The 24,437-nt window shown below is 59.3% G+C and carries 23 protein-coding genes; all 23 read left to right on the forward strand.

Translation table 11 applies throughout. The features are described 5' to 3' along the window. Positions 1-49 precede the first annotated feature (49 nt). The 23 genes from rfbF (at position 50) to fleQ (ending at position 24,390) form a co-directional block, all read left to right on the forward strand. Positions 50-823, forward strand: a complete 774-nt coding sequence (gene rfbF / locus BMY73_RS07570) for a glucose-1-phosphate cytidylyltransferase (RefSeq protein WP_062386067.1) — start codon at positions 50-52, stop codon at positions 821-823. Then, the gene (rfbG, locus tag BMY73_RS07575) at positions 805-1,887 is read left to right on the forward strand and encodes a CDP-glucose 4,6-dehydratase (RefSeq protein WP_082060912.1); all 1,083 of its coding nucleotides are present in this window, start codon (positions 805-807) and stop codon (positions 1,885-1,887) included. Before rfbF ends, rfbG begins: the two co-directional genes overlap by 19 nt. Next, a complete protein-coding gene (locus tag BMY73_RS07580; protein WP_062386064.1) occupies positions 1,884-2,444 on the forward strand; it encodes a dTDP-4-dehydrorhamnose 3,5-epimerase family protein in 561 nt (186 codons plus the stop codon). The genes rfbG and BMY73_RS07580 overlap by 4 nt, the downstream gene beginning before the upstream one ends. After that, on the forward strand, positions 2,441-3,664 hold the full coding sequence (locus BMY73_RS07585) for a class I SAM-dependent methyltransferase (RefSeq protein WP_062386062.1): 1,224 nt from the start codon (positions 2,441-2,443) through the stop codon (positions 3,662-3,664). The genes BMY73_RS07580 and BMY73_RS07585 overlap by 4 nt, the downstream gene beginning before the upstream one ends. Further along, positions 3,661-4,545 carry an NAD-dependent epimerase/dehydratase family protein gene (locus tag BMY73_RS07590; RefSeq protein ID WP_092406187.1) on the forward strand — a complete coding sequence of 295 codons (885 nt, stop codon included), beginning with the start codon at positions 3,661-3,663 and terminating at the stop codon, positions 4,543-4,545. Before BMY73_RS07585 ends, BMY73_RS07590 begins: the two co-directional genes overlap by 4 nt. Positions 4,546-4,660: 115 nt before the next feature. Then, the gene (locus BMY73_RS07595; protein WP_256571142.1) at positions 4,661-7,555 is read left to right on the forward strand and encodes a TIGR00180 family glycosyltransferase; all 2,895 of its coding nucleotides are present in this window, start codon (positions 4,661-4,663) and stop codon (positions 7,553-7,555) included. Positions 7,556-7,579: 24 nt separating this feature from the next. Then, positions 7,580-8,581, forward strand: coding sequence for a UDP-N-acetylglucosamine 4,6-dehydratase (inverting) (gene pseB, locus BMY73_RS07600; protein WP_092406191.1), 1,002 nt, complete (start codon positions 7,580-7,582; stop codon positions 8,579-8,581). Continuing rightward, complete coding sequence (pseC, locus tag BMY73_RS07605) at positions 8,578-9,738, forward strand: UDP-4-amino-4,6-dideoxy-N-acetyl-beta-L-altrosamine transaminase (RefSeq protein WP_092406193.1); 1,161 nt, start codon at positions 8,578-8,580, stop codon at positions 9,736-9,738. The genes pseB and pseC overlap by 4 nt, the downstream gene beginning before the upstream one ends. 31 nt (positions 9,739-9,769) lie before the next feature. After that, positions 9,770-10,390, forward strand: coding sequence for a pseudaminic acid biosynthesis-associated methylase (locus BMY73_RS07610; protein WP_062386052.1), 621 nt, complete (start codon positions 9,770-9,772; stop codon positions 10,388-10,390). Next, positions 10,387-11,088, forward strand: a complete 702-nt coding sequence (pseF, locus tag BMY73_RS07615) for a pseudaminic acid cytidylyltransferase (RefSeq protein ID WP_092406195.1) — start codon at positions 10,387-10,389, stop codon at positions 11,086-11,088. The genes BMY73_RS07610 and pseF overlap by 4 nt, the downstream gene beginning before the upstream one ends. Further along, complete coding sequence (pseG, locus tag BMY73_RS07620; protein WP_092406197.1) at positions 11,085-12,587, forward strand: UDP-2,4-diacetamido-2,4,6-trideoxy-beta-L-altropyranose hydrolase; 1,503 nt, start codon at positions 11,085-11,087, stop codon at positions 12,585-12,587. Before pseF ends, pseG begins: the two co-directional genes overlap by 4 nt. Then, the gene (gene pseI / locus BMY73_RS07625; RefSeq protein ID WP_092406199.1) at positions 12,580-13,632 is read left to right on the forward strand and encodes a pseudaminic acid synthase; all 1,053 of its coding nucleotides are present in this window, start codon (positions 12,580-12,582) and stop codon (positions 13,630-13,632) included. The genes pseG and pseI overlap by 8 nt, the downstream gene beginning before the upstream one ends. A gap of 539 nt (positions 13,633-14,171) precedes the next feature. Then, positions 14,172-15,104, forward strand: a complete 933-nt coding sequence (locus tag BMY73_RS07630) for a ketoacyl-ACP synthase III (protein WP_062386044.1) — start codon at positions 14,172-14,174, stop codon at positions 15,102-15,104. A 92-nt stretch (positions 15,105-15,196) separates the two neighbouring features. Beyond that, positions 15,197-16,492, forward strand: coding sequence for a motility associated factor glycosyltransferase family protein (locus tag BMY73_RS07635; protein ID WP_092406201.1), 1,296 nt, complete (start codon positions 15,197-15,199; stop codon positions 16,490-16,492). Continuing rightward, the gene (locus tag BMY73_RS07640; protein ID WP_062386040.1) at positions 16,489-16,746 is read left to right on the forward strand and encodes a hypothetical protein; all 258 of its coding nucleotides are present in this window, start codon (positions 16,489-16,491) and stop codon (positions 16,744-16,746) included. The genes BMY73_RS07635 and BMY73_RS07640 overlap by 4 nt, the downstream gene beginning before the upstream one ends. 47 nt (positions 16,747-16,793) lie before the next feature. Next, on the forward strand, positions 16,794-17,459 hold the full coding sequence (locus tag BMY73_RS07645; RefSeq protein WP_062386038.1) for an LbetaH domain-containing protein: 666 nt from the start codon (positions 16,794-16,796) through the stop codon (positions 17,457-17,459). Positions 17,460-17,787: 328 nt separating this feature from the next. Then, positions 17,788-18,792, forward strand: coding sequence for a flagellin N-terminal helical domain-containing protein (locus tag BMY73_RS07650; protein WP_092406203.1), 1,005 nt, complete (start codon positions 17,788-17,790; stop codon positions 18,790-18,792). A 290-nt stretch (positions 18,793-19,082) separates the two neighbouring features. Beyond that, positions 19,083-19,940, forward strand: a complete 858-nt coding sequence (locus tag BMY73_RS07655; protein WP_062386034.1) for a flagellin domain-containing protein — start codon at positions 19,083-19,085, stop codon at positions 19,938-19,940. A gap of 75 nt (positions 19,941-20,015) precedes the next feature. Next, complete coding sequence (locus tag BMY73_RS07660) at positions 20,016-20,405, forward strand: flagellar protein FlaG (protein WP_062386032.1); 390 nt, start codon at positions 20,016-20,018, stop codon at positions 20,403-20,405. Between the two features lie 77 nt (positions 20,406-20,482). Further along, on the forward strand, positions 20,483-21,919 hold the full coding sequence (gene fliD / locus BMY73_RS07665) for a flagellar filament capping protein FliD (protein ID WP_062386030.1): 1,437 nt from the start codon (positions 20,483-20,485) through the stop codon (positions 21,917-21,919). Between the two features lie 123 nt (positions 21,920-22,042). Further along, positions 22,043-22,438, forward strand: a complete 396-nt coding sequence (gene fliS, locus BMY73_RS07670) for a flagellar export chaperone FliS (protein ID WP_062386028.1) — start codon at positions 22,043-22,045, stop codon at positions 22,436-22,438. 11 nt (positions 22,439-22,449) lie between these two features. Further along, a complete protein-coding gene (fliT, locus tag BMY73_RS07675) occupies positions 22,450-22,746 on the forward strand; it encodes a flagellar protein FliT (protein ID WP_092406205.1) in 297 nt (98 codons plus the stop codon). Between the two features lie 168 nt (positions 22,747-22,914). Next, positions 22,915-24,390 (forward strand): transcriptional regulator FleQ, encoded by a 1,476-nt coding sequence (fleQ, locus tag BMY73_RS07680; protein WP_062386023.1) that lies wholly within the window; start codon positions 22,915-22,917, stop codon positions 24,388-24,390. The last annotated feature ends 47 nt before the right edge of the window (positions 24,391-24,437 follow it).

Consider the following 24,437-nt stretch of genomic DNA (forward strand, 5'->3'; position numbering starts at 1 on the left):
CTTGTGCGTGGGGGCGGAAACCGCAGTCGCAGACAGGAACAGGGCAACGATGAAGGCAGTCATTCTGGCGGGTGGTCTGGGTACTCGCATCAGTGAGGAGTCGCACCTCAAGCCCAAGCCGATGATCGAGATCGGCGGCAAGCCAATTCTCTGGCACATCATGAAGCAGTACTCAGCCCACGGTATCCACGATTTCGTGATCTGCCTGGGCTACAAGGGCTACGCGATCAAGGATTTTTTCGCCAACTACTTCCTGCACACCTCCGATGTGACGTTCGACATGCGCAACAACCGCATGGATGTTCATCAGAATTACAGCGAACCGTGGCGCGTGACCCTGATCGACACCGGCGAAGAAAGCATGACAGGCGGGCGTTTACGCCGCGCCGGCCAGTATGTGCGCGACGACGAGGCTTTCTGCTTCACCTACGGCGACGGGGTTTCGGACCTGAACATTGGCGCACTGGTGGATTTTCATCGCGCCCACGGCAAGCTCGCGACGGTCACTGCCGTGCAACCGCCCGGACGCTACGGTGCGCTGGATCGCGATGGCAATCGGGTGCTGGGTTTCACCGAGAAGCCCCGAGGGGATGGCGGCTGGATCAATGGCGGTTTCTTTGTGCTGTCGCCGGACGTGTTGCCATTGATCTCCGGCGACAGCACCTCGTGGGAAAACGAACCTTTGGTTGAGTTGGCCAGCCGCGATCAGTTGATGGCGTTCCAGCACGAAGGTTTCTGGCACCCGATGGACACGCTGCGTGACAAGAACTACCTCGAAGAGCTTTGGCAGAGTGGGGGCGCTCCATGGAAGCAATGGGCGTGACGAGCCGTTTCTGGCAAGGCAAGCGAGTGCTCGTGACTGGGCACACCGGCTTCAAGGGCAGCTGGCTGGTATTGTGGCTTCAGCGCCTTGGCGCGCAGGTGACCGGCTTTGCCCTCGATCCCGGTACTGACCCCAGTCTGTTCGAACTGGCGTGTGTCACCGAGGGTATCGATGATCGTCGAGGCGACCTGCGCGATCTGCTCGCGCTGTCCTCGTTGCTCGAGCAAGTGCGTCCTGAAATCGTCCTGCACCTGGCTGCCCAGCCATTGGTGCGTGAGGGCTATCGCGATCCGGTCGCGACCTATTCCAGCAACGTGATGGGGACGCTGAATCTGCTCGAAGCCATTCGCCAGGCAGGGGGCGTGCGCGCCTGCGTGCTGGTGACCACGGACAAGGTCTACGCCAATCAGGAATGGCAATGGCCTTATCGTGAAAACGAACCCTTGGGTGGACATGACCCTTACAGCAGCAGCAAAGCGTGCTGCGAGTTGCTGGCGCAGTCGTATGCCGCCTCATTCTTTCCTGCGCAGCGCTACGGCGAACACCGCTTGGCGCTGGCAACTGCACGCGCGGGCAATGTCCTGGGCGGCGGTGATTTTGCTGCCGACCGGTTGATTCCCGATGTCCTCAAGGCATGGTCGGCGAACAAACCCGTGACGTTGCGCTATCCGCAGGCGGTCCGGCCCTGGCAGCACGCCCTGGAGCCGCTGACCGGATACCTGCTATTGGCTGAACGTCTCTACGTCCATGGTCCGCAATACGCTGGTGCGTGGAATTTCGGTCCGGGTGAAGACGACATGTGCACCGTTGGCGACGTGGTGGCGAATCTCGCACGTCAGTGGCCGTCGGCGCCGGGTCTGGTCGTCGAAAGCAGCGATCTGCACGAAGCCGGGCTGTTGCGCCTGGACAGCAGCCGCGCACGCCAGCAACTGGGCTGGCGTGCACGGTGGTCATTGGCTCAGTGCCTGGAGCACACGCTGGCCTGGCATCTGGCCTGGAAAGCAGGACAAGACATGCGGGCCTTCACTCAACACCAGTTGACCACTTACACGGAGGCCGCATGAGCGAAATGCTGATCCATGCGCTGCCATTATCCGGCCTCTTCAGCCTGCAGCACCGCCGACATGCTGATCAGCGAGGGCAGTTCAGCCGGCTGTTCTGTGAGGGCGGCATGACCGCCTTCGGCCAGGCTTTTCATGTGCGTCAGATCAACCACTCATGCACCGCCGAACGCGGCAGCGTGCGGGGCATGCATTACCAGACCGCGGCTCAGCCCGAAGCCAAGCTCATTACGTGCCTGCGTGGCGCGGTGTGGGATGTCGCCGTGGACCTGAACCCGGATTCGGCGACATTCCTGCAGTGGCACGCCGAGCATCTTGAGGCAGGCGACGGCCGCAGTTTGCTGATCCCGGCCGGATTTGCTCACGGTTTCCAGACGCTGACCGACGATGCCGAACTGCTGTACCTGCACAGCGCGGATTACGCGCCTGAGCACGAGGCCGGTCTGTCACCCCATGACCCGCGACTGAGCATCGCCTGGCCATTGCCTGTCAAGAATCTGTCGGTGAGGGATGCGGGTCATCCCATGCTGACCCCGTCTTTCGCTGGAGTGCGTTTATGAACTGCCGTGGCTGTGGCACCGAGTTGAAGTTGCCTCTGATCGATCTGGGGACCGCACCGGCTTCGAATGCCTATCTGCGTGCTGATCAGCTGAGTCAGGCAGAGCAGTGGGTGCCGTTGAAAGTGGAAGTGTGCGAACACTGCTGGCTGGTTCAGACCAACGATTACACGCAGGCCGACAGTTTGTTCGATGCCGACTATGCCTACTTCAGTTCGTATTCCAGTTCCTGGCTGGCACATGCCGAGCGATACGTCGCTGACATGGTCGAACGCTTCGGACTCAACCAGGACAGTCGCGTGGTGGAAATCGCGGCCAACGACGGTTACCTGCTGCAATATGTGGCGGCTCGGGGCATTCGTTGCCTGGGCGTCGAACCGACCCGAAGCACCGCGGACGCCGCCCGCGCCAAGGGGCTGGAGATCCGCGAGGTCTTCTTTGGCAGGGACAGCGCGACCGCGTTACGTGAGGAGGGCTGGTCTGCCGACTTGATGGCCGCCAACAACGTATTGGCGCACGTGCCTGACATCAATGATTTCCTGGCCGGGTTTGCCACGCTGCTCAAGCCTGATGGCGTGGCGACGTTCGAATTCCCGCAACTACTTGCCCTGATGTCCGGCCACCAGTTCGATACCCTGTACCACGAGCATTACTCCTATCTTTCGCTCACCGCCGTGAACACGCTCTGTGAGCGCAATGGCCTGCACGTATTCGATGTCGGCGAGCTGCCGACCCACGGCGGATCGCTGCGGGTTTTCGTGCAACGCCAGGGGGGCAGGCAGGATGTACAACCCGCCGTCGCAAGGAAGCTTGAGGAGGAAGCCGTCGCTGGCGTTAAAACCCGCGCGTTCTATGCCACGCTCGCGCCTGCTGCCGAACGCATCAAACATGAACTCTTGAGTTTTCTGCTCAAGGCCCGCGCCGATGGCAAGCGGGTCGTTGGCTATGGTGCGGCCGCCAAAGGCAATACCTTGCTTAACTACGCCGGGGTCAAGTCAGATCTGCTGGCCTGGGTGGCCGACGCCAGCCCCCATAAACAGGGCAAGTTCCTGCCAGGCAGTCGCATCCCGGTGGTTGAACCGAGCCGCATCGCCGATGAAAAGCCCGATTACGTCCTGGTCCTGCCCTGGAATCTGCTGCAAGAGGTCAGTCAGCAACAGGCCGTGGTCCGTGAGTGGGGCGCTCGTTTCGTGATCGCTGTTCCCGAGTTGACGTTCCTGTGAGGGCGCAGCGCGTGCTGGTGACGGGCGCTACCGGGTTCGTGGGGCGTCACCTGGTGAAGCACCTGCTCGCCCGAGGCTCTTCGGTGCGTGCCGTGGCACGCAATCCGGAAACGGCCCGGGCGATGCCCTGGTTCAACGAGGTCGAGTTCGTCAGTGCGGACATTCATGCCCTGGACGCGGACGTCCAGGCGCTGGCGACGGGAATGGACGCGCTGGTCCACCTGGCATGGCCGGGCTTGCCTAACTACCGCGACTTGTTCCACTTCGAGCACAACCTGTTCGCCGATTACCGCTTTATCAAGCACGTCATTCAGTCGGGTGTCCCTCAGGTGCTGGTCACCGGGACCTGTTTCGAATACGGCATGCAGAGCGGGCCCATGAGCGAGGAGACGCTGCCACAGCCGACCAATCCTTACGGGTTGGCCAAGCATACGCTGCGACTTTTTCTGGAGGCGTTGCAGGCACACCACCCGTTTGTATTGCAATGGGTGCGCTTGTTCTATCTGCACGGGGCCGGTCAGAACCCCAATAGCCTGCTCGCCAGCCTGGACAGGGCGATAGACAGTGGCGCCGAGCGATTCGATATGTCAGCGGGCGATCAATTGCGTGACTACCTGGACATCGACATCGCTGCCGGGTATCTGGCAGACGTACTCGAGCGAGCGCATTTTTCCGGAATCGTGAACTGCTGCAGCGGTGTACCGATTTCCGTCCGCGCCTTGGTGGAGGCACGACTGCGCGAACGCAACGCTTCCATCGAATTGAATCTGGGCCATTACGGTTATGCCAGCCATGAGCCGATGGCGTTCTGGGGAGATGCCATGCGCTTGCGCGCGCTGCGTCAGCAAGACCCTGCGCCTCTCGGAGGCAGCCATACATGATCGTTCTCAAGGTGCCAGGCCCGATCTCCACTTTTCATCCATCATTTCCAGATTCGGCCATGGGCCGGATGGCGGGACAACGCTAATGCACAGTCATCCAATCGCGAGAATCCACATGTCGCTTGACGAGCAGCTCACCCTGGTGGTCTTGACCCATAACCGACCGGCCTTTCTGCGTCGCACCCTGCAGTTCTATAGCACCTTGCCTGCCCGCGTGTTGGTGCTGGACTCGTCGCCTGAATCGGCTGGTGCTATCGCTGAGTTGTTTCCGCAGGTCGATTACCGGCATTTGCCGCAGTTTTCCTATTCCGGTCTGCAGGAGAAGGTCGCCTACGGCGTCGGTCAGGTCACAACGCCGTTCATGACCTTCGTGCCCGATGATGATTTTCTGCTGCATGACGCGTTGGTCCAGTCGGTTGATTTTCTCGCTGCCCATCCAGATTACGGTCTGTGTCACGGCTACTGCCTGATGTACCTGGCATACGGCAACAAGGTCGAGTACTTCCGCCGAGACAAGAAAGTTTGCGAGGACTATGCAAGCGAAGATGCGGCCGAGCGCGTGTTGAGCTACCTGGGCCAGTACATTCCGCCGTTCTATGCGGTGACGCGTACCGAGCTGTTGCTGCGCTGGTATGCGGCACTGCCCAAGGGGACAGGGTTTGAATTGCAGGAGTTTGGCCACGCCTACTTCTTGCTGTCCTGCGCCAAGGCAAGAATCCTTCCGATTCCCTATGTGGTGCGTGAGGTCAATTACCTGCGCTCCGAGCATCAGACCGACATTCTGGCCAAACTCTGCGATCCCGATCCGCGCTCTGAAGCGGAGCGTCAGCAGTTCGTCAGCTTTCTGGGGGCGCTCGATACGGGGCTGAACGACAAAGCGCTGCAGGAACGCACTCAGGTCGCGCTGGCGTCGATCTCGGCCCTCAAAACCTGTTTGCAGGAAGCGCGTTCACTGACATTGACCAGCATTATCTTTTCTCGCTGGAATGACGTTTTTGCGCCGGTTGATAGAGAGTTCGGGCCACGGCAGTTCGTGGAGATGCCGTTCTACAACCAGGCGTTCTTCGACGTGCTGAGCGATGTCGAGTTTCTGATCCATGCGATGCCTGCCGGTAAGCTGCAAATGGAGCAGCTCGAGGGGGTCTGGACCCAACAGGAACTGCTGTTGCGCACCCACGAAAACGACACTTCGGAAACCATTGCCAACCGGCTGTGGGAGGCCATGACGCTCAATATCTTCAACCCTCATATCGTCGAGCCCTTGCTTGAGCTGATGGCGGAGCAGGACGACCAGGAAGAGGTCGAGCAGCTGTCGCGCTGGCTGGAACGCCTCAAGTCGGTTCAGCGCGAGGATCATCGGGTGCGTTTCAACGACATGCCGTCCGGTCGTGTGCTGCAATGGCTCGACGCGCGTAAGCCGGGGGCCGAAGACGTACAGGCCATCACCACGCGTATTGCCGAGTTGGGTGGCTGTCCGCAGTTCGGCATTCTGCTGCTGGACCTGGAAGACGACATGAGCAAACTGCAGCTCACCCTCGACAGTCTTGTCGAAGGACACTGCAAAAACTTCAAAGTGGTGGTCTTCACCACCGGGGAGCCGCCAGCGGCGACCACTGTGCAGAACACCCTTCACTTCGTCAAAGTCAGCAAGAACAACTGGGTTGAAAAGGTTAACCAGACCGCCCGGCAGTCTTCCTGCGACTGGCTGATGCTCGCTGAGGTCGGCGACGAGTTCACGCCGGGCGGTTTGTTGCGTGCGGCGTTGGAGCTGCAGGCGGCACCGGAATGCCGAGCGGTGTTCGCTGACGAAATTCAGCGTTTGCCCGGCGGCGCGCTGACCCACGTCATGCGGCCTGGCTTTAACCTGGACCTGTTGCAGAGCCATCCGTCCCTGATGTCCCGTCATTGGCTGATGCGTCGCGACGTCTTGCTGGAAGCGGGTGGCTATTCGGCTGATTTTGAGCAGGCGCCAGAGTTTGAGTTGCTGCTGCGCGTGATCGAGAAGGGCGGGCTGGCATGGCTGGCCCATCTGGACGAGCCGCTGTTGATCTGTGACGCGTTGCCCACGGACGAAAACCCCCATCAGCGTCTTGCACTGACCCGCCACCTGAACCAGCGTGGCTACAAGGCCCAGGTCAGCGCCGCTGCCGATGGCGCCTGGCGTATCGACTACCGCCACAGCCAGCGCCCGCTGGTGTCCATCCTCCTTCGCAGCGAAGACAACCTGGAGGATCTGCAGCGGTGTCTGTCCAGCATCTTGCTGCGCACCCGCTATTCGAATTACGAAGTGCTGATCGCCGACAACCACAGTGAGTCGCCTGAGCTGGTCGACTGGCTGGCGCGACAGGAAAAGGCGCGCGTGTCGGTCATGCGGATGCCTCGGCGCTTGAGTCACGCAGCCCTTGCGAACGCTGCCCGGCAGAAGGCGAAGGGTGAGTATCTGGTGCTGTTATCTGCCCAGGCTGAAGTGGTCAGCCCGAACTGGATCGATTCATTGTTGAACCATGCCTTGCGTCCTGAAATCGGGGTCGTCGGCGCGAAGCTGCTTGATCGAAGTGACCGTGTGAGCCAGGCGGGGCTGATCCTGGGCATGAACGGTGGCGTGGGCTCGGCCTTTATCGGCGAAGCCAAAGATGCGCAAGGCTACATGCAACGTCTGGTGCTGGATCAGAACTATGGTGCGGTGTCCGACGCCTGTCTGATGGTGCGTGCAGAGGTATTCGATGCGGCAGGCGGTCTGGACGAGGAGACGTTTGCTGAGGCCTTTAGTGATGTCGACTTGTGTCTGAAGCTTGCCCAGGCCGGGTACATGACGGTTTGGACGCCGCAGGTGCATGTGGTGCATCCGGGCACCTTGCCGCAGGCACCTGAGGCGTTGGCTGCCCTTCAACACAAATGGGCCGATGCGTTTGCTCATGACCTGGCATACAACAAGAACCTGGCGCTCACCGGCAAGGGCTTCACCCTTGGCGAAAGTTCCGGGTCCACATGGGCCCAGTTGCTCGCCTAAGACCGACAGGTAAAGGTATTCGCCATGTTTAACGGCAAATCGGTATTCATCTCTGGCGCAACCGGTTCGTTCGGCCGCCAGTTCATCCGCACGCTGCTGGAGCGTTATCAGCCTCGGCGCGTGGTGGTTTTCTCCCGCGACGAGCTGAAGCAGTACGAAATGCAGCAGGAATTCAATGCGCCCTGCATGCGTTATTTTCTCGGCGATGTGCGGGATGCCGATCGTTTGCAGCAGGGCATGCGCGGGATCGACTACGTCGTGCACGCGGCCGCCCTGAAACACGTTCCCGCGGCTGAATACAACCCGACCGAGTTCATCCGTACCAACGTCAATGGCGCGGAAAACATCATTGCCGCCGCCATCGCCAATGGCGTGCAGAAAGTCATCGCGCTGTCGACCGACAAGGCCGCCAGCCCGATCAACCTGTACGGCGCGACCAAGCTGCTGTCGGACAAACTGTTCGTGGCCGCGAACAATATCGGCGGGGAAGAGCAGACCCGTTTTGCCGTGGTGCGTTATGGCAACGTGGCAGGCTCGCGCGGCTCGATCGTGCCGTTCTTCAATAAGCTGATCGCGAGCGGTGCCAAGGAACTGCCGATCACCGACCCCCGAATGACCCGCTTCTGGATCACCCTGGACCACGGTGTCGATTTCGTCATGCAGAGTTTCGAGCGCATGCACGGGGGTGAAGTCTTCGTGCCGAAGATCCCTTCGGTGCGCATCGTCGATCTGGCCCATGCCATGGCGGCCGAACTGCCGCACAAGGTGGTCGGGATTCGCCCGGGCGAAAAGCTTCACGAGCTGATGGTCCCGCAGGATGACGCGCGCATGACCCTGGAGTTCAAGGATCATTACACCATCGTGCCGTCGATCCGGTTCAACAACGTCGACACCGATTTCGCAGTCGACGCGACGGGCGAAAAAGGTCAGCCGGTGTCAGACGACTTCGAGTACCGCTCCGACACCAACCCGGACTTCATGTCGGTCCGCCAGATCGGCGATCTGCACGCCGCCATCAAGCCATGATTCCGTACGGTCGCCAGAGCCTCGATCAGGCCGACATCGATGCGGTGGTCGAGGTGCTCAAGTCCGACTGGCTGACGCAGGGCCCGACCATCGAGCGCTTCGAAGCGGCCATGGCCGAGCGTTGCGAGGCGGCATTTGGCGTTGCGGTGTGCAATGCCACGGCGGCGCTGCACATCGCCTGTCTGGCGGCCGGGCTGGGCGAGGGCGACATATTGTGGACCAGCCCCAACACGTTTCTGGCGTCGGCCAACTGCGGCCGATACTGTGGCGCCGACGTCGATTTCGTCGACATCGACCCGCTGACCTGGAACCTCGATGCTCAGGCCCTTGAGCGCAAGCTGGTAGCCGCCGAGCGAACCGGAACACTCCCCAAAGTGCTGGTGGCCGTGGCGTTTTCGGGGCAGAGCTGTGACATGCGCACGGTGGCTGAACTGGCCCGCCGCTATGGTTTTACGGTCATCGAGGACGCTTCCCACGCGGTGGGCGCGCGGTACGCAGGACGTCCGGTCGGCTGCGGTGAGTTCGCCGACATGACCGTGTTCAGCTTCCACCCGGTGAAAATCATCACCACAGGCGAGGGCGGCCTGGTGTTGACCAATCGTCCCGATCTGGCGCAACGGCTGTGTCGTCTGCGCAGCCACGGCATGACCCGTGATCCCGCGCAGATGGACGAACCCAGCCATGGGCCGTGGTACTACCAACAAATCGAGCTGGGCTTCAATTACCGCATCACCGACATGCAGGCCGCGCTGGGTTTGTCGCAGTTGACCAAGCTCGATGGGTTTCTGGCCCGTCGTCGTGAACTCGCCGCGCGCTATCTGCGCCTGCTTGCCTATCTGCCGCTGACGTTGCCGACGTTGCAGGCCGAGGCCGAGTCCGCGTGGCACCTGTTCGTCGTGCGCTTGCAGACCGAGCGCCTGACCCTCGGCCATCGGCAGGTATTCGAAGGCTTGCGTGCGGCAGGCATCGGCGTCAACGTGCATTACATTCCGCTGCATTTGCAGGCGTACTACCGGGACCTGGGTTTTGTGGCGGGGGACTTCCCCGAAGCAGAAGCCTATTACGCCCAAGCCATCAGTCTGCCGCTGTTCCCGGCGATGACCGATGCCGAACAAGACTATGTGATCGATCAGCTCAAACAGCTGTTGATCATTTGAAGTGAACGTTTCTGGTTTACGGACCTATGACATGCGTGATCTGACTGAGCAAGAGCGGTTCTGGCAAGGCGATTTCGGCGATCAGTACGTGGAGCGCAACCAGGGACGAGGACTGGTCTCAGCCAGTGTCGCCCTCTTTGCCAAAGCGTTGGGTCGTACGCAGGGGCTCCAGAGCGTGCTCGAACTGGGGACCAACACCGGCAACAATTTGCTGGCGCTCAGTCAGTTGCTGCCGGCCTGCGAATTTTACGGAGTCGAGATCAACGCGAAAGCGCACGCCCAGGCGCAAGCGTTGGACATCGGGAACATCTGGCGAGGCTCGTTGTTCGACTTCCCGCGTGAGCGCCGCTATGACCTGACCCTGAGCAAGGGCGTGCTGATTCACTTGGCACCTGAGCTGCTGAGCAAGGCGTACGATCAGCTGTATCATCTCAGTTCTCGCTATGTGTTGATCGCTGAGTACTACAACCCGGTCCCGGTGGAAGTCTCCTATCGCGGTAACAGCGACAAACTGTTCAAGCGGGATTTTGCAGGTGAGATGCTTGATCGTTTTACCGATCTGCACCTGTTGGATTATGGCTTCGGTTATCACCGTGATCCGCAGTTTCCGGTCGACGACATCACCTGGTTTCTTCTGGAAAAACGTCCATGAGCGCGGTGGCGATCATTCCGGCGCGCGGCGGCAGCCAGCGCATTGCGCGCAAGAATCTGAAGCTGTTCAACGGCGAGCCGATGATCGTCGGCTCGATTCGCAAAGCCTTGGCCAGCGGGCTGTTCGAGCGCGTCGTGGTCAGTACCGACGACGATGAAATTGCCGACGTGGCGCGTGCCTATGGGGCAGAAGTGCCGTTCATGCGGCCTGCCGACCTGGCCGATGCCTACACCGGCACGGCGGCGGTGATTCAACACGCCATTCGCGCCCTCGACCAACGTTACGATTTCACCTGCTGCCTCTACGCGACCGCGCCGCTGTTGCAGACCCGGTTCCTGCGTCAGGGTCTGCAAGCGTTGCAGGCAGCGCCCGAGAAGTCCTATGCGTTCTCGGTGTGTGGGTTTGGCTTCCCGATTCAACGGGCGTTGCTGATCAACGATGACGGCAGCCTGGACTCCATGCACCCCGAATATCGCACTGTGCGCTCCCAGGACTTGCCCGCAGCCTATCAGGACGCCGGGCAGTTCTACTGGGGCCGCAGCGAAGCGTGGCTGCGTGGCGACGTGATTTTTTCGTCGCAGAGTCTGCCGGTGGTCCTGCCACGCCACCTGGTTCAGGACATCGACAACGAGGAGGACTGGGTGCGTGCCGAATACCTTTATGCCGCACTCAAGGCGGGCGGAGCGCTGGAGCCGTGAGGGTACTGATTCGTGCCGACGCCTCGGCCGCCATCGGCAGCGGCCATATCGCGCGTTGCCTGACGCTGGCGACCGCCTTGCGCAAAGACGGCGCCGAGGTGGTATTCGCCTGCCGGCAATTGCCCGGGCACCTGCTTCAGCGTCTGGGCGAGCACGGTTATCTCGCACTGGGGTTGCCGGAGCATTATCCGCAGGAGGCGTCTGGCGCCGGCATCGAAGTGTTGTTGCCTTGGCAGGCCGATATCGTTGCCCTGGCGAGTGCGCTGGGTAACGAGCAACGCTTCGACTGGCTGATTGTCGATCACTACGGGCTGGATGCCCGGTGGGAGAGGGCCGCTCGGCGGTTCGCCGATCGCCTGATGGCCATCGACGACCTCGCCAATCGCCCCCACGCGGTGGACCTGCTGCTGGATCAGAACTACTCCGCGCAGGCGCAGGATTGTCCTTACGCGCCATGGATCGAGGGCGACTGCAAGACCTTCCTGGGCCCACGTTTTGCGTTGCTGCGGGATGAGTTTCAGTGTCGGCCGATTGTCATCAAGCCGCGTGTAGAGCGAGTGATGGTTAACTTTGGTGGCTTCGATGCGGCATGTCAGGTGTACGCGACGATGCTTGCGCTACAGGGCTTCGACGATCTGCAGGTGGATTTTGTCGCGGGCCTTCACCACCCCGAATGGGCCGCCATGAGCGAACTGATCAAGGCTCGCCCGAACTGGCGGTTGCACACGTTGGTCAACGATTTTTCTGGCTTTATGCAGCAGGCTGATCTGTTCATTGGCGCGGGCGGCGGCACCACCTGGGAACGCGCGGCGCTGGGGTTGCCGACGATCTGTATCGCCGTTGCCCACAATCAGCAACTCAACGCGCAATTATTGGCGCAAGCCGGTGGCCATCTTTACCTGGGCGCGCATGACACCCTCGACCTGCAGCGGCTGGTCGACGCTGTCGCGGTGCTGCGGGACAACCGCGAATTGCGCCAGAGTCTGGCCGAGCGTTCACGGGCACTGGTGGACGGCAAGGGTGCGCAGCGGCTGGCGGTCGCGCTGGCAGCGCCTTTACTTGAACTGCGTCTGGCCACCTCCCGGGACGCCACGTTGCTGTTTCAGGGGCGCAATGCGGCGCATGTCCGGCGATGGGCGTTCAACAGCGACCCGATCGACTGGGACAGCCATATTGACTGGTTCGAACGCAGTCTGAGTCATCCACGGCGGCGGATTCTGATAGCAGAAACTGCACGGGGACCGGTCGGCATGGTGCGTTACGACCGGGAAGGCGACAGTGTCGAGGTGTCGATCTATCTGTTCGATGGCCACGCCGGAGTCGGTTGGGGTCAGGTTTTGCTGTCCAGTGGCGAGCGCTTTTTGCGGCGCCATTGGCCGGATATCCGCATCATTCGGGCGCAGGTGCTGGCTGACAACGCCGTGTCCGTTTCTCTTTTTCAAAAGGCCGGGTACGCCCAGGCCGAGCGTCATTTTCAACGGGTGATCAACGATGAATAGTTTCAAGATCGGTTCCAGAACCATCGGCCCGGACGCTGCGCCGTTCGTCATCGCGGAAATGAGCGGCAACCATAACCAGTCGCTGGAGCAGGCCCTGCGCATCGTTGACGCCGCTGCCGAGGCCGGCGCCCATGCGCTCAAACTGCAAACCTACACGGCCGATACCATGACCCTGGACATCGCCGAGGGCGAGTTCTTTATCAAAGACCCGAACAGCCTGTGGGCCGGCTCATCGCTGTATTCGCTTTATGAGCAGGCGCACACGCCGTGGGAGTGGCATGCGCCGATCTTTGCCCGCGCCAGGGAGCGGGGGTTGCTGGCGTTTTCCACCCCCTTTGATGAAAGCGCCGTGGATTTTCTCGAAAGCCTCGACGTGCCGGCCTACAAAATCGCCAGTTTCGAGAACACCGACATTCCGCTGATCCGCAAGGTGGCGGCCACCGGCAAACCGCTCATCATTTCCACCGGCATGGCCAGCATCGCCGAGCTTGACGAAAGTGTCCGTGCCGCGCGCGAGGCCGGGTGCAAGGATCTGGTGTTGCTCAAATGCACCAGCACCTACCCGGCATCGCCAGAAAACAGCCACATCCGGACGATTCCGCACCTGGCAGGGTTGTTCGGTTGTCAGGTCGGGCTTTCGGATCACACGATGGGCGTCGGCGTGTCGGTTGCGGCGGTTGCGATGGGGGCGACGGTCATCGAAAAGCATTTCACCCTGGACCGTGCCGATGGCGGCGTGGATGCGAGCTTTTCGCTGGAACCCGCGGAAATGAACAGCCTGGTCATCGAGACCGAACGCGCCTGGCAAGGGCTGGGCCGCGTGCACTACGGCGCCACCCAGGCGGAGCAGAAATCGCTGGTGTTCCGTCGCTCACTCTACGTGGTGCGGGACATGGCAGAGGGGGAAGCCTTCAGCAAAGACAACGTCCGCGCAATCCGGCCAGGCCTGGGCCTGGCGCCCAAACACATCGACCGCGTCCTCGGCCGCACCGCCCGCCAAGCCCTCGCGCGAGGTACGGCGTTGAGTTGGGAGGTGATTGGCTAGGAATGTGGTGTGTCAGCCACTGATGATGTCAACGACCTGTCGCATTCGTCGCAATGCCGCCCGGACCAAGCTCCCACAGGGTTTATGCATGCCGCACACCAGGCACGACGCGATACCTGTAGGCGCCGTCCGAGGTTACGAGGGCCGGGAATGCGGTGGCTGGAACGCCGATGATGTTGACTGACCCCGCGCATTCGTCACGCTCCCACAAATGACCGGCGTTCAGCCAATTGCCTGGCGCAGCTCGCCACAACCCCATGACATCTTCATGTCTATTCCCTGTCTGAAAGGCAATCGGCCCTTGCGCAGTACCCATCGGTCAGCTAAAAGCTTGTAAAACTTTTGGTGACCTGTGAGTCATAACGGGCATCTTCACTGTATCGTGCTTGCAGGCGATGAAGGCATCAGGCTGATTTCAGAGACTTTCTGATCGCGCCAGAGCCTTCCGGTTGCGTTTTTTTCGGCCTCAAGCCCCGGATTTCAATGCCCCGCCTTTGGGCGACGGGCGATGTTCAGCAGTTTTTGATTGGGAAGCCATGATGATTGGCATTAAAAGCATAGCGAGTTACGTGCCTGCAGCCGGCGTTGACAATTACGCGCAGGGTGCCAAATTCGGGAAGGATGAAGAGTTCATCCTTGGCAAGATCGGTTCTGCTTTTCTGCCACGCAAGGACGACGCTCAGGAAACCTCCGACCTGTGCGTCGAAGCGGCTAACCAACTGTTCGCCAACAACCCTGAGCTTTCGCGCGACGCCATCGACGCGGTGATCGTAGTCACCCAGAACGGTGACGAAGAAGGCCTGCCCCACACCGCAGCCATCGTTCAGCACAAACTCGGCCTGCCGACCCATGTGGCGGCGTTCGACCTTTCGCTGGGCTGCTCGGGTTACGTCTACGGTATCTACGCGCTGAAAGGCTTCATGGAAGCCACCGGGCTGAAAAATGGCCTGCTGATCACCGCCGATCCTTATTCCAAGATCGTCGACCCCGAAGACCGAAACACCACCATGCTGTTCGGTGACGCCGCAACCGCCACCTGGATGTGCGACGACGCGCCCTGGCAACTGGGCAAGGCGAAGTTCGGTACCGATGGCGGTGGCGCCGAGTTCCTCAAGACCACCAACGGCGCTTTCTTCATGAACGGCCGTCAGGTCTTCAACTTCGCCCTGGTCAAGGTCCCGGCACACCTGAACGAGTTGCTCTCGGATTCGGGCCTGCAATCAACAGACATCGACGCGTTCTGTATCCACCAGGGCAGCGCCGCGATCGTCGATGCGGTCGCCCGCCGCTTCGAAGACGGCAGTTCGCCGGAGAAGTTCGTCAAGGACATGCTGGAAACCGGCAATACCGTGTCGTCGAGCATCCCGCTGCTGCTGGAAAAACACGTGCTCAACGCGAGCTGGAAGCGCGTGGCACTCAGTGGTTTCGGTGTGGGCTTGTCGTGGGGGTCGGCGATCCTTTATCGTCCTTGACCCTGACCTGCCTCTGATCGAGCCACCCAACGGCGACACTGGATTTCAGGTCGCCGTTTTCATTTCTCTCGTTTTTGATAAGGACCGTCGCCGTGAACGAGATTTATCAGCGCAACAGCGCCGTTCTGGCCGAGCGATGGCCTGCTGTCATGCAGCGTCTGTCCGTGGAGGATCCCTCCTCTGTCCCGGCTCAATTGCTCGAAGGGCAAGGCTCGACCCTGAGCGTTGCAGGCATTCAGCTCACCAGCCGCCACGACCGCCTCGCCGAAGCGCAGATGCAGGCAGACAGCCTGCCTGCAAAGAGTCCGGTGATCCATCTCTACGGCGCAGGGCTGGGAGATTTACAGCGCGTGCTCCTGGCCTCCGACAGTCTGCAACAGTTGCATGTACACATCCTCAATGGCGCGCTGTTCGTCCTGGTGATGCAGTTGCTGGAGCACATTGACTGGCTTGGCGATCCCCGCGTAGTGCTGTCCTACGCCGATGCGCATCCGGAAATCCAGCTGCCGTTCTTCGCGCTGCCCGCCGAACTGGTGCTGGCCGACGATGCCAATGCGCGAATCCGTGATCGTCTGGTCAGCGAAGTGCATGTCGATTTCAATAACCAGGCGTTTTCGCCCGACGACCCCGACAACGTCCAGCGACTGGAACAGGGCAGGGCGCTGCTGAACAGCGACACCGACGTCGCGGCGCTGTTTGGTACTCAGGTGGGGCGAGACGTGTTTGTCATCGCCACTGGCCCGAGCCTGCAACAGCACCTGCCGCGCCTGTTGAGCACCTTTGAGCATGCTGATAGGCCCCTGTTCCTCTGTGTCGACACCGCTTATGTGCCGCTGCGCAAGCAAGGGATCAAGCCGGACCTGGTGGTCAGTATCGACCACCGCATCACCTCCCGTCATTTGCCGCCTGACGATACTCAAGGCATCGCACTGGTCTACCTGCCCCGTCAGGACGCGGCGATGCTTGAGGCCTGGCAAGGGTCACGCTATGTCGGCTATTCCGCCAGCCCGGTTTACTCGCGCATTCGTGAACAGATTCCCAGAGCCACGCTGCACGTGGGGGGCAGCGTGATTCACCCCGCTATAGATCTGGCGGTGAAAATGGGGGCGGCCCGTATCACGTTGTTCGGTGCGGACTTCGCCTTTCCGGGCGGCAAGACGCACACGGGCTGGCAGGACGGAGACCTCGGGCCGGAGATGAGTATTGCTCGACATTGGGTTCGGGACGGACGTGGTGACAAGGTCAAGACCCAGCTCAACTTCCGCAGCTACCTCATTGAACTGGAACGCTATATCGCCCGGCACCCCGAGGTACGATTCTTCAACACCAGCCGGGATGGAGCGCTCATCGCTGGCACTGAATTCGACCCGGACTGGACGGCGCCATGAAGTCTTCTACCGCTCTTGTCGATGAGGCGCGTCGCTGTGCGCAATTGTTCCGCCTGGGGCGTGACATCGAAGCGGCGCTGGTCATGGTCGATCTGGTGGACGCCGCGGCGCCACTTTTTTCCAGCAGCGAGCCTCAACAGCAGGCCTGGACTCAGGTGCTCGGTGCGGTGCTTCACTGTCAGGGGCGGCAGGACTGGATTGGCGTAGCGGACTGGCTGGAATATGAGATGGTCGACCTGCTTCAACAGCACTGATCTCGCCACAGCGTCCATCAAGTAAGCGATCACTTCAGGACATCGACATGAACAAGCCACTCAATATCCTGACCCTGGGACGAAACGGGTTACTGACTTATACGACCAGGCAACTGCAGAACCTGCTGCCGGATGGACGGGAACATCAGGCATCGCTGTTGATCGGCGACCACATCGATCAATCCCTCGCCCGCTTGCAGGTCTGTATCAATTCGGTAAAAACCTGGGCGCTGGATGAATTCAATTATTTGCACTCGTCGCAGTACTGCACGTTTCTTTACTACCTGTCCAATACGATATGGCGCGAAACCGGCAATACCGAAGTGCCGACCAAACTCTTCCTGTTGAACAAGATGCTGAATGGCATTGATCTCTTCTACGAAATCAACATGCCAGCGATGTTCTTTATCGGGCACTCCACCGGTATTGTGTTCGCCAAGGCCACTTATTCCAACTATCTGGTGGTCTATCAGAACACCACAGTGGGAAAAAACCACGGTATCGCCCCGGTCCTCGACGAGGGCGTTATCCTTTATCCTAATAGCGCTGTGATCGGTGGCTGCCATATCGGCAAAGAAGCGCTTATTGCCCAAGGTGTCAGTGTCATCAGCACTGACGTGGCGCCTGGGTGCTTCGCTTTTTCAGGCGAAGGCGGGTTGATACAGAAACCAACGAAGCGGCGCATTATCGAGGATTTCTTTCGTATGCCCTGATAGACGGCGTTCCTGTAAAAGAGGCTAACACCCGAGTGGGTTATTTCCAGCAGTGCAACAGTCAGGGAAACGGCCTACTCAGTGCATCGCTTGTCGAATAAAAAAACGGTCGTTGTGGCCGTTTTTTTTGGTTTTATTTTTATTCAGTCCCGTCGCGAAGTTAGCTGGATATTTATCCTTCATTTGTCGTGATGGCACCCTCCGTATTGCAGGAAAGTTGTTCAAGCCGATGAACTGTTCGTCGATAAGAACACTGTAGGTTTTCCGGGAGAAATGGACTTCCCCGCTTATTGAAAGCCTGCCGTTTCTATCAACGAGGGAATTCAAAATGGCTTTAGCCGTTAATACCAATATTGCGTCGCTGTCCGTTCAGCGGAACCTGAACAAGTCTTCTGATTCGTTAGGGACTGCGATGACCCGACTGTCTTCCGGGCTTCGAATCAACAGTGCCAAAGACGATGCGGCCGGGATGCAGATCGCCAGCCGGTTGACCACTCAAGCCAGAGGCTTGTCGGTGGCGACCCGAAATGCAAACGATGCAATTTCGGTTATTCAGACAACTGAAGGTGCATTGTCACAAACGTTGAACACACTTCAACGGATGAGAGACCTCGCCGTTCAGGCCAAGAACGGTACTAACACGGCGTCTGATCGCTTAGCGTCACACAAGGAGTTCGAACAGGCGACGGAGGAGTTGACCCGGCTAAGCAAGAGTACCAAGTTCGGGAAAGATCTGAACTTGCTGGACGGCAGTGCAGGAAACCTGACGTTTCATGTCGGGGCCAATACGGGAGAGCACGAAGAAATCCAGATTGTACTGGATCAGGATTACTCGACTAAGTCCATGTTCGCTGCACCTGCGGACCGTGCAACAGTCGCTGCTGCGCTCGCAACAGCGACCACGCCGATGAAGGTGGGTAACAAAGACATCAAGGCCGGTGATGACCTGACGCCTAAAATCGACGGCACCGGGATATACGAAGGCGTGACTCGGGCGGATCCCCTCAACCCTACAAAGGCGGAACTCGCCCTGGAAGCTGCGGTGGCGAACAAAAACATCGACGAAGCGATCATCCAGATCGACAACGCCATTGCCAGAGTCACTGCCGGGATGGCTGACCTGGGTGCCAAACAAAATCGTCTGACCACTACGGTGGCCAACATCAGCAACATCATCGAAAACGTCACAGCCTCCCGAGGCCGTATTGAAGACGTCGACTTCGCCGCCGAAACCGCTGAGCTCACCAAGCAGCAAACGCTTCAGCAAGCCTCAACCGCCGTCCTGGCCCAGGCCAATCAGTTACCTGCGGCCGTCCTGAAACTGCTTCAGTGATCCTTCGCCTTTGACAGGCTAGTGACAATCCGGGCACGCCGTCAGGCGTGTCCGGATAAAGTCCCTTCGAATCCTCGCGCGGGTGTCCTGGTTAAAGATTGCGCAGGTCACGCCGAAACGTTGTGTAACCCCCGTCAAAAGCAGGGGTGGCGCTCTGGTGGCAAAAAATTTTGAAAAAGCCCTCAAGCTCCTTCCAGATACGACGATAAACATTACGAAGGTTCTCTAGGCCACACCCGGCGCTTGCCAGGGCCGGAAAGCCGCAGTACCCAACCAACGAGGAATTCATCATGGCTTTAGGCGTAAACACCAACGTAGCTTCCCTGGCTGTTCAGAAGAACCTGAGCCGCGCTTCGGACGCACTGTCGACTTCGATGACCCGTCTGTCTTCCGGTCTGAAAATCAACAGCGCCAAAGACGACGCCGCCGGCCTGCAGATCGCTACCCGCGAAACTGCGCAAATCCGTGGTCAGACCGTAGCAATCAAGAACGCCAACGACGGTATCTCGATGGCTCAGACCGCTGAAGGCGCTCTGCAAGAGTCGACCAACATTCTGCAGCGTATGCGTGAACTGGCCGTTCAGGCACGAAACGATACAAACAGCACCGCTGACCGTACCGCTCTGAACGCCGAATTCGGCCAAATGTCGGACGAACTGACCCGTATCTCCGCTTCGACCAACCTCAACGGCAAAAACCTGCTGGACGGTTCGGCTGGCACCATGACCCTGCAAGTCGGTTCGAGCACTGGCTCGGCCAACCGTATCGATCTGGTCCTGAGCTCGAAGTTCGACGCCACTTCCCTGTCCGTAGCAAGCGGCTCGGTAGCGATCACAGGTACTGCAGGTAGCGCCGGTACTGCTTCTGCCAACATCGACAACGCGATCACTGCGATCGACGCCGCTCTGGCATCGATCAACGCCACTCGTGCAAACCTCGGTGCTGCGCAAAACCGTCTGACCAGCACGATCTCCAACCTGCAAAACGTCAACGAAAACGCCACCGCTGCACTGGGTCGTATTCAAGACACCGACTTCGCCGCTGAAACCGCTAACCTGACCAAGCAGCAGACTCTGCAACAGGCTTCCACTTCTGTTCTGGCCCAGGCTAACCAACTGCCATCCGCTGTACTGAAACTGCTTCAGTAATATCGGTCAGTGAGTTTTGGCGGGGGAGTGTGCTTGCGTACTCCTCCGCCTTTTTACTTTGAGAGGTGAGTGGGCATGGATATCAGCAATCGGTTGAACCTGTCTTATTCAGCGGTACAGCCAGTGCAATCGGTGCCAGTGGTAGCTGATAAGCAGGCCGTGGCACCTCAAGTCGTTGCTGCACCTGCCGCTGAGGGCAAGTCGGAAACGGCGACGAGTAAAGACTCCAATCCCGATAAGGGGTCCAAGGATTTGAAAGCTGCCGTTCAGGAAATGGAAAGGTTCTTCCAGTCGGTTCGACGTAATCTTGAGTTCTCCATCGACGAAGGGTCGGGGCAGGTTGTCGTGAAGGTGATTGCCACTGAGACAGGCGAAGTGGTGCGACAATTGCCGTCTGCCGAAGCGCTGAAGATTGCCGACAGTCTGAAAAATGCAAACAGTCTGTTGTTCGACGCAAAAGTTTAACTGGCATGAAACGTGAACGCGGTTCTCTCGACCGTCAAAATGGTCAAAAGACCGACTAACCCTGGAAGGAGACTCAAATGGCTAGTCCAATTACCCCGTCAACAGGTCTGGGATCTGGCTTGGCTATCGGGGATATCGTGACCGCACTGGTCAACGCCGATAAGTTGGCAAAGCAGACACAGATCACGACGCAGACCAAACTGGTCACCACCAAACTGTCCGGTATCGGTACGCTGCAATCGGCGCTATCGTCTTTCCAGGCGCTTATCAAACCCGCGGCTGGCGCCACCAGCAAACTTGACTTCGCCGGTTATGCCGCCAAGTCCTCTGACGAAACCAAGGTCACCGTTACGTCCGACAACAGTGCGGTTCCGGGTAACTACACCGTCAAGGTCAACAAGCTGGCCACCAGCTCCAGTGTGGCGACCGCTGCATTTTCTGGCGGCTCTGACAGTGCTATTCCGAGTGGCAATCTGACCGTCACTCAAAATGGCATTTCCAAGAGCTACACCATCCCGACCGGCGCAACACTGGCCTCCGTCGCCAAGCAGATCAACGCCGACACCAAGACCACCAACATCAGCGCCAACATCATCACCGACGCCAACGGTTCACGTCTGGTGCTGGGCTCGACCACGACCGGTGAAGGGTCGGATATCACCACCAGCAGCGATATCACCGGCTTCACCATCAACTCGGGTGTGAAGATCGACACGACGTCAGCGACCTCTGCCGGTTATATCGGTAACCCGCCGGGCAACGCGAGCGTCGATATCAACGGCTTCAACGTGAGCAGCAAGAGCAATACGCTCGACAAGACACTCGGCGGCGTCTCGCTGCAGTTGGTGGCTGAGGGTACGCAAACCACGACTGTCAGCGTCTCGACCAACACTGACGGGCTGAAGGCGTCCTTGCAGGCGTTTATCGACTCTTACAACGCCGTGGTCAAGGCTATTTCCGCGGTGAGCAAGGCCACCGTCAGCGATACTCCGGACCCTAAGACCGGAGCGACCGTCACCCCGGCGGCCCTGACGGGCGATTCGATGCCTCGTTCGATTCTGTCGGCGATGCGAAACGAGCTCGTGACAACCGGCGCCGAGGGTAATCTTTCAGTGCTGTCGCAGTTGGGCATTACCACGACTCAGGGAGACGGGATCCTGTCGCTTGATGCCACCAAGTTCAGCGCGGCCATGGACAAGGGCCTGGCTGGCGATGTGCAGCAGTTGTTCAGCGGCACCGGCGACGGTTCCAACGGACTGATTGCCCGTATGAACGCCGCCATCACGCCCTATACGCAGACAGGTGGCATTTTTGACACGCGTACCAAGAGCCTGAACCAGCAGCAGAGCGATCTGCAGGACCAGCAGACCGCGCTGGACTTGCGGGTCACCAGCCTGACCGCCACCCTGACCGCCAAGTACAACGCCATGGACTTGTTGGTAGGGCAGCTCAAGGCCTCTGCGACCAACATTACGTCGTTCTTCGATTCGCTCAACGCTCAGAAGAGCGGCTGATGATTCAAGAGACAAACCAGGACCCGGCCATGCGCCGGGTTTTTGGCATCTGGCCTTAAAGTTTCTCAAGGCGATGTCGATACCCTGAATATAGAAACGTCAAGTTTTGCGAGGTAAGAGCACATGAACCGGATGGCAGCCCTTCGGCAGTATCAGAAGGTCAATTCACACGCACAGACCGCTGTGGCCACGCCACACCGTCTGGTGCAGATGCTGATGGAAGCGGGACTGGACCGTATCGCCCAAGCCAAAGGTGCGATCGAGCGCAAGGACGTGGCCGCCAAAGGCACATTGATTGGCAAGGCCATCGAGATCGTGGGCGGCCTGCGAGAAGGTCTGGACATGGAGAAACAGGCAGAAGCGCTGGCTCACGTGGACAACCTGTATGTGTACATGATGAAACGTCTGGCCGAAGCCAACATCAAGACCGATCCGAAAATTCTCGACGAAGTCAGCGGCCTGTTGACGACCGTCAAGGAAGGTTGGGACGCGATCGGCGATCAGCAACAAGCGCTCTGAAGGAGAAAACCATGGGTGCTGCACTCAAGCGAATCGAAGAAACCCGCGAAGCCCTGGTCGATGCCCTCGCCGAACGAGATTGGGAGGCGATCGGCAAGCTCGATCTGGCCTGCCGTGCCTGCGTCGACGAAGTCATTCGCGAAACGACTGACGATGAGCCTGAGCTGCGCAGCAATCTGGAAGAGTTATTGGGGGTCTATCGACAGCTGATAGAGACCGCTGTAGGAGAGCGTCAGGCGATTGTCGATGAAATGTCGCAGATCCAGCGAGCGAAAAGCGCTGCAAAGGTTTACCATCTGTTTGGTTGACGCTTGGTTGATCGAAAAAATTTGTGCGCCATAAAATTGACTGTGTACGGTTTTTTGACTTAACTAGTGATGTTCACTAATTTCTGGTTGATGTAGCGTCCTGCGGACAGTACAAATGCCAAGCTTGCCCCTGAATGGGCACGAGTTGACTAGGGAAGTTGCTATTGCATGTGGCGTGAAATCAAGATTCTGCTGATCGATGACGATAGCCAGCGCCGCCGTGACATGGCGGTGATTCTGAATTTTCTCGGCGATGAGAACCTGTCCTGCTCCAGCACTGACTGGCAGCAAGTCGTGGGGTCTCTGACCTCCACTCGAGAAGTCCTCTGCGTGCTGGTCGGCTCCGTGAACTCGCCGGGCAGTCTTCAAGGGCTGCTTAAGACCGTCGCTGCCTGGGATGAGTTCCTTCCCGTCCTGCTGATGGGCGAAAATTCTTCTGCCGAACTGGCCGAAGACCTGCGTCGACGCGTGCTGTCAACCGTCGAGATGCCGCCTAGCTACAGCAAATTGCTGGATTCCCTGCATCGCGCCCAGGTCTATCGTGAAATGTACGATCAGGCCCGTGAGCGGGGTCGCCAGCGCGAGCCTAACCTGTTCCGCAGTCTGGTCGGCACCAGCCGTGCAATTCAGCATGTGCGTCAGATGATGCAGCAAGTGGCCGACACGGACGCCAGCGTCTTGATTCTGGGTGAGTCGGGCACTGGCAAGGAAGTGGTTGCGCGTAACCTTCATTACCATTCCAAACGTCGCGACGCGCCATTCGTGCCCGTTAACTGCGGCGCGATTCCGGCCGAGCTGCTGGAAAGCGAACTGTTCGGCCATGAGAAAGGCGCTTTTACCGGAGCCATTACCAGTCGGGCAGGGCGTTTCGAGCTGGCCAACGGTGGCACGCTGTTCCTCGATGAAATCGGTGACATGCCGCTGCCGATGCAGGTCAAGTTGCTGCGGGTGTTGCAGGAACGCACCTTTGAGCGCGTGGGCAGCAACAAGACCCAAAGCGTCGACGTGCGCATTATTGCGGCGACCCACAAGAACCTCGAAGACATGATCGAGACCGGTGGATTTCGGGAAGACCTGTACTACCGCCTGAACGTGTTCCCGATCGAAATGGCGCCATTGCGTGAGCGCGTGGAAGACATTCCGCTGCTGATGAATGAGCTGATTTCGCGCATGGAGCACGAAAAACGCGGCTCTATCCGTTTCAACTCCGCAGCCATCATGTCTCTTTGTCGTCATGGCTGGCCGGGCAATGTGCGTGAGTTGGCCAACCTGGTGGAGCGCATGGCGATCATGCACCCCTACGGTGTGATCGGCGTGGCCGAACTGCCGAAGAAATTTCGCTACGTCGACGATGAAGACGAACAGTTGGTGGACAGCCTTCGCAGCGATCTGGAAGAGCGCGTGGCCATCAACGGGCATACCCCCAACTTCGCCAACGGTGCGCTGCTGCCGCCAGAAGGCCTTGACCTGAAGGACTACCTCGGCGGGCTGGAACAGGGCTTGATCCAGCAGGCGCTCGACGATGCCAACGGTATCGTGGCCCGCGCCGCCGAGCGCTTGCGCATCCGCCGTACCACGCTGGTGGAGAAGATGCGCAAATATGGCATGAGCCGTCGCGAGGGTGACGAGCAGGCTGACGACTGACACTCGTTTGACGCGTCAAAAACAAGCCGCTGATTTTTCAGCGGTTT

Origin of the sequence: Pseudomonas sp. NFACC02, assembly GCF_900110765.1 — a bacterium.
GTDB lineage: Bacteria > Pseudomonadota > Gammaproteobacteria > Pseudomonadales > Pseudomonadaceae > Aquipseudomonas.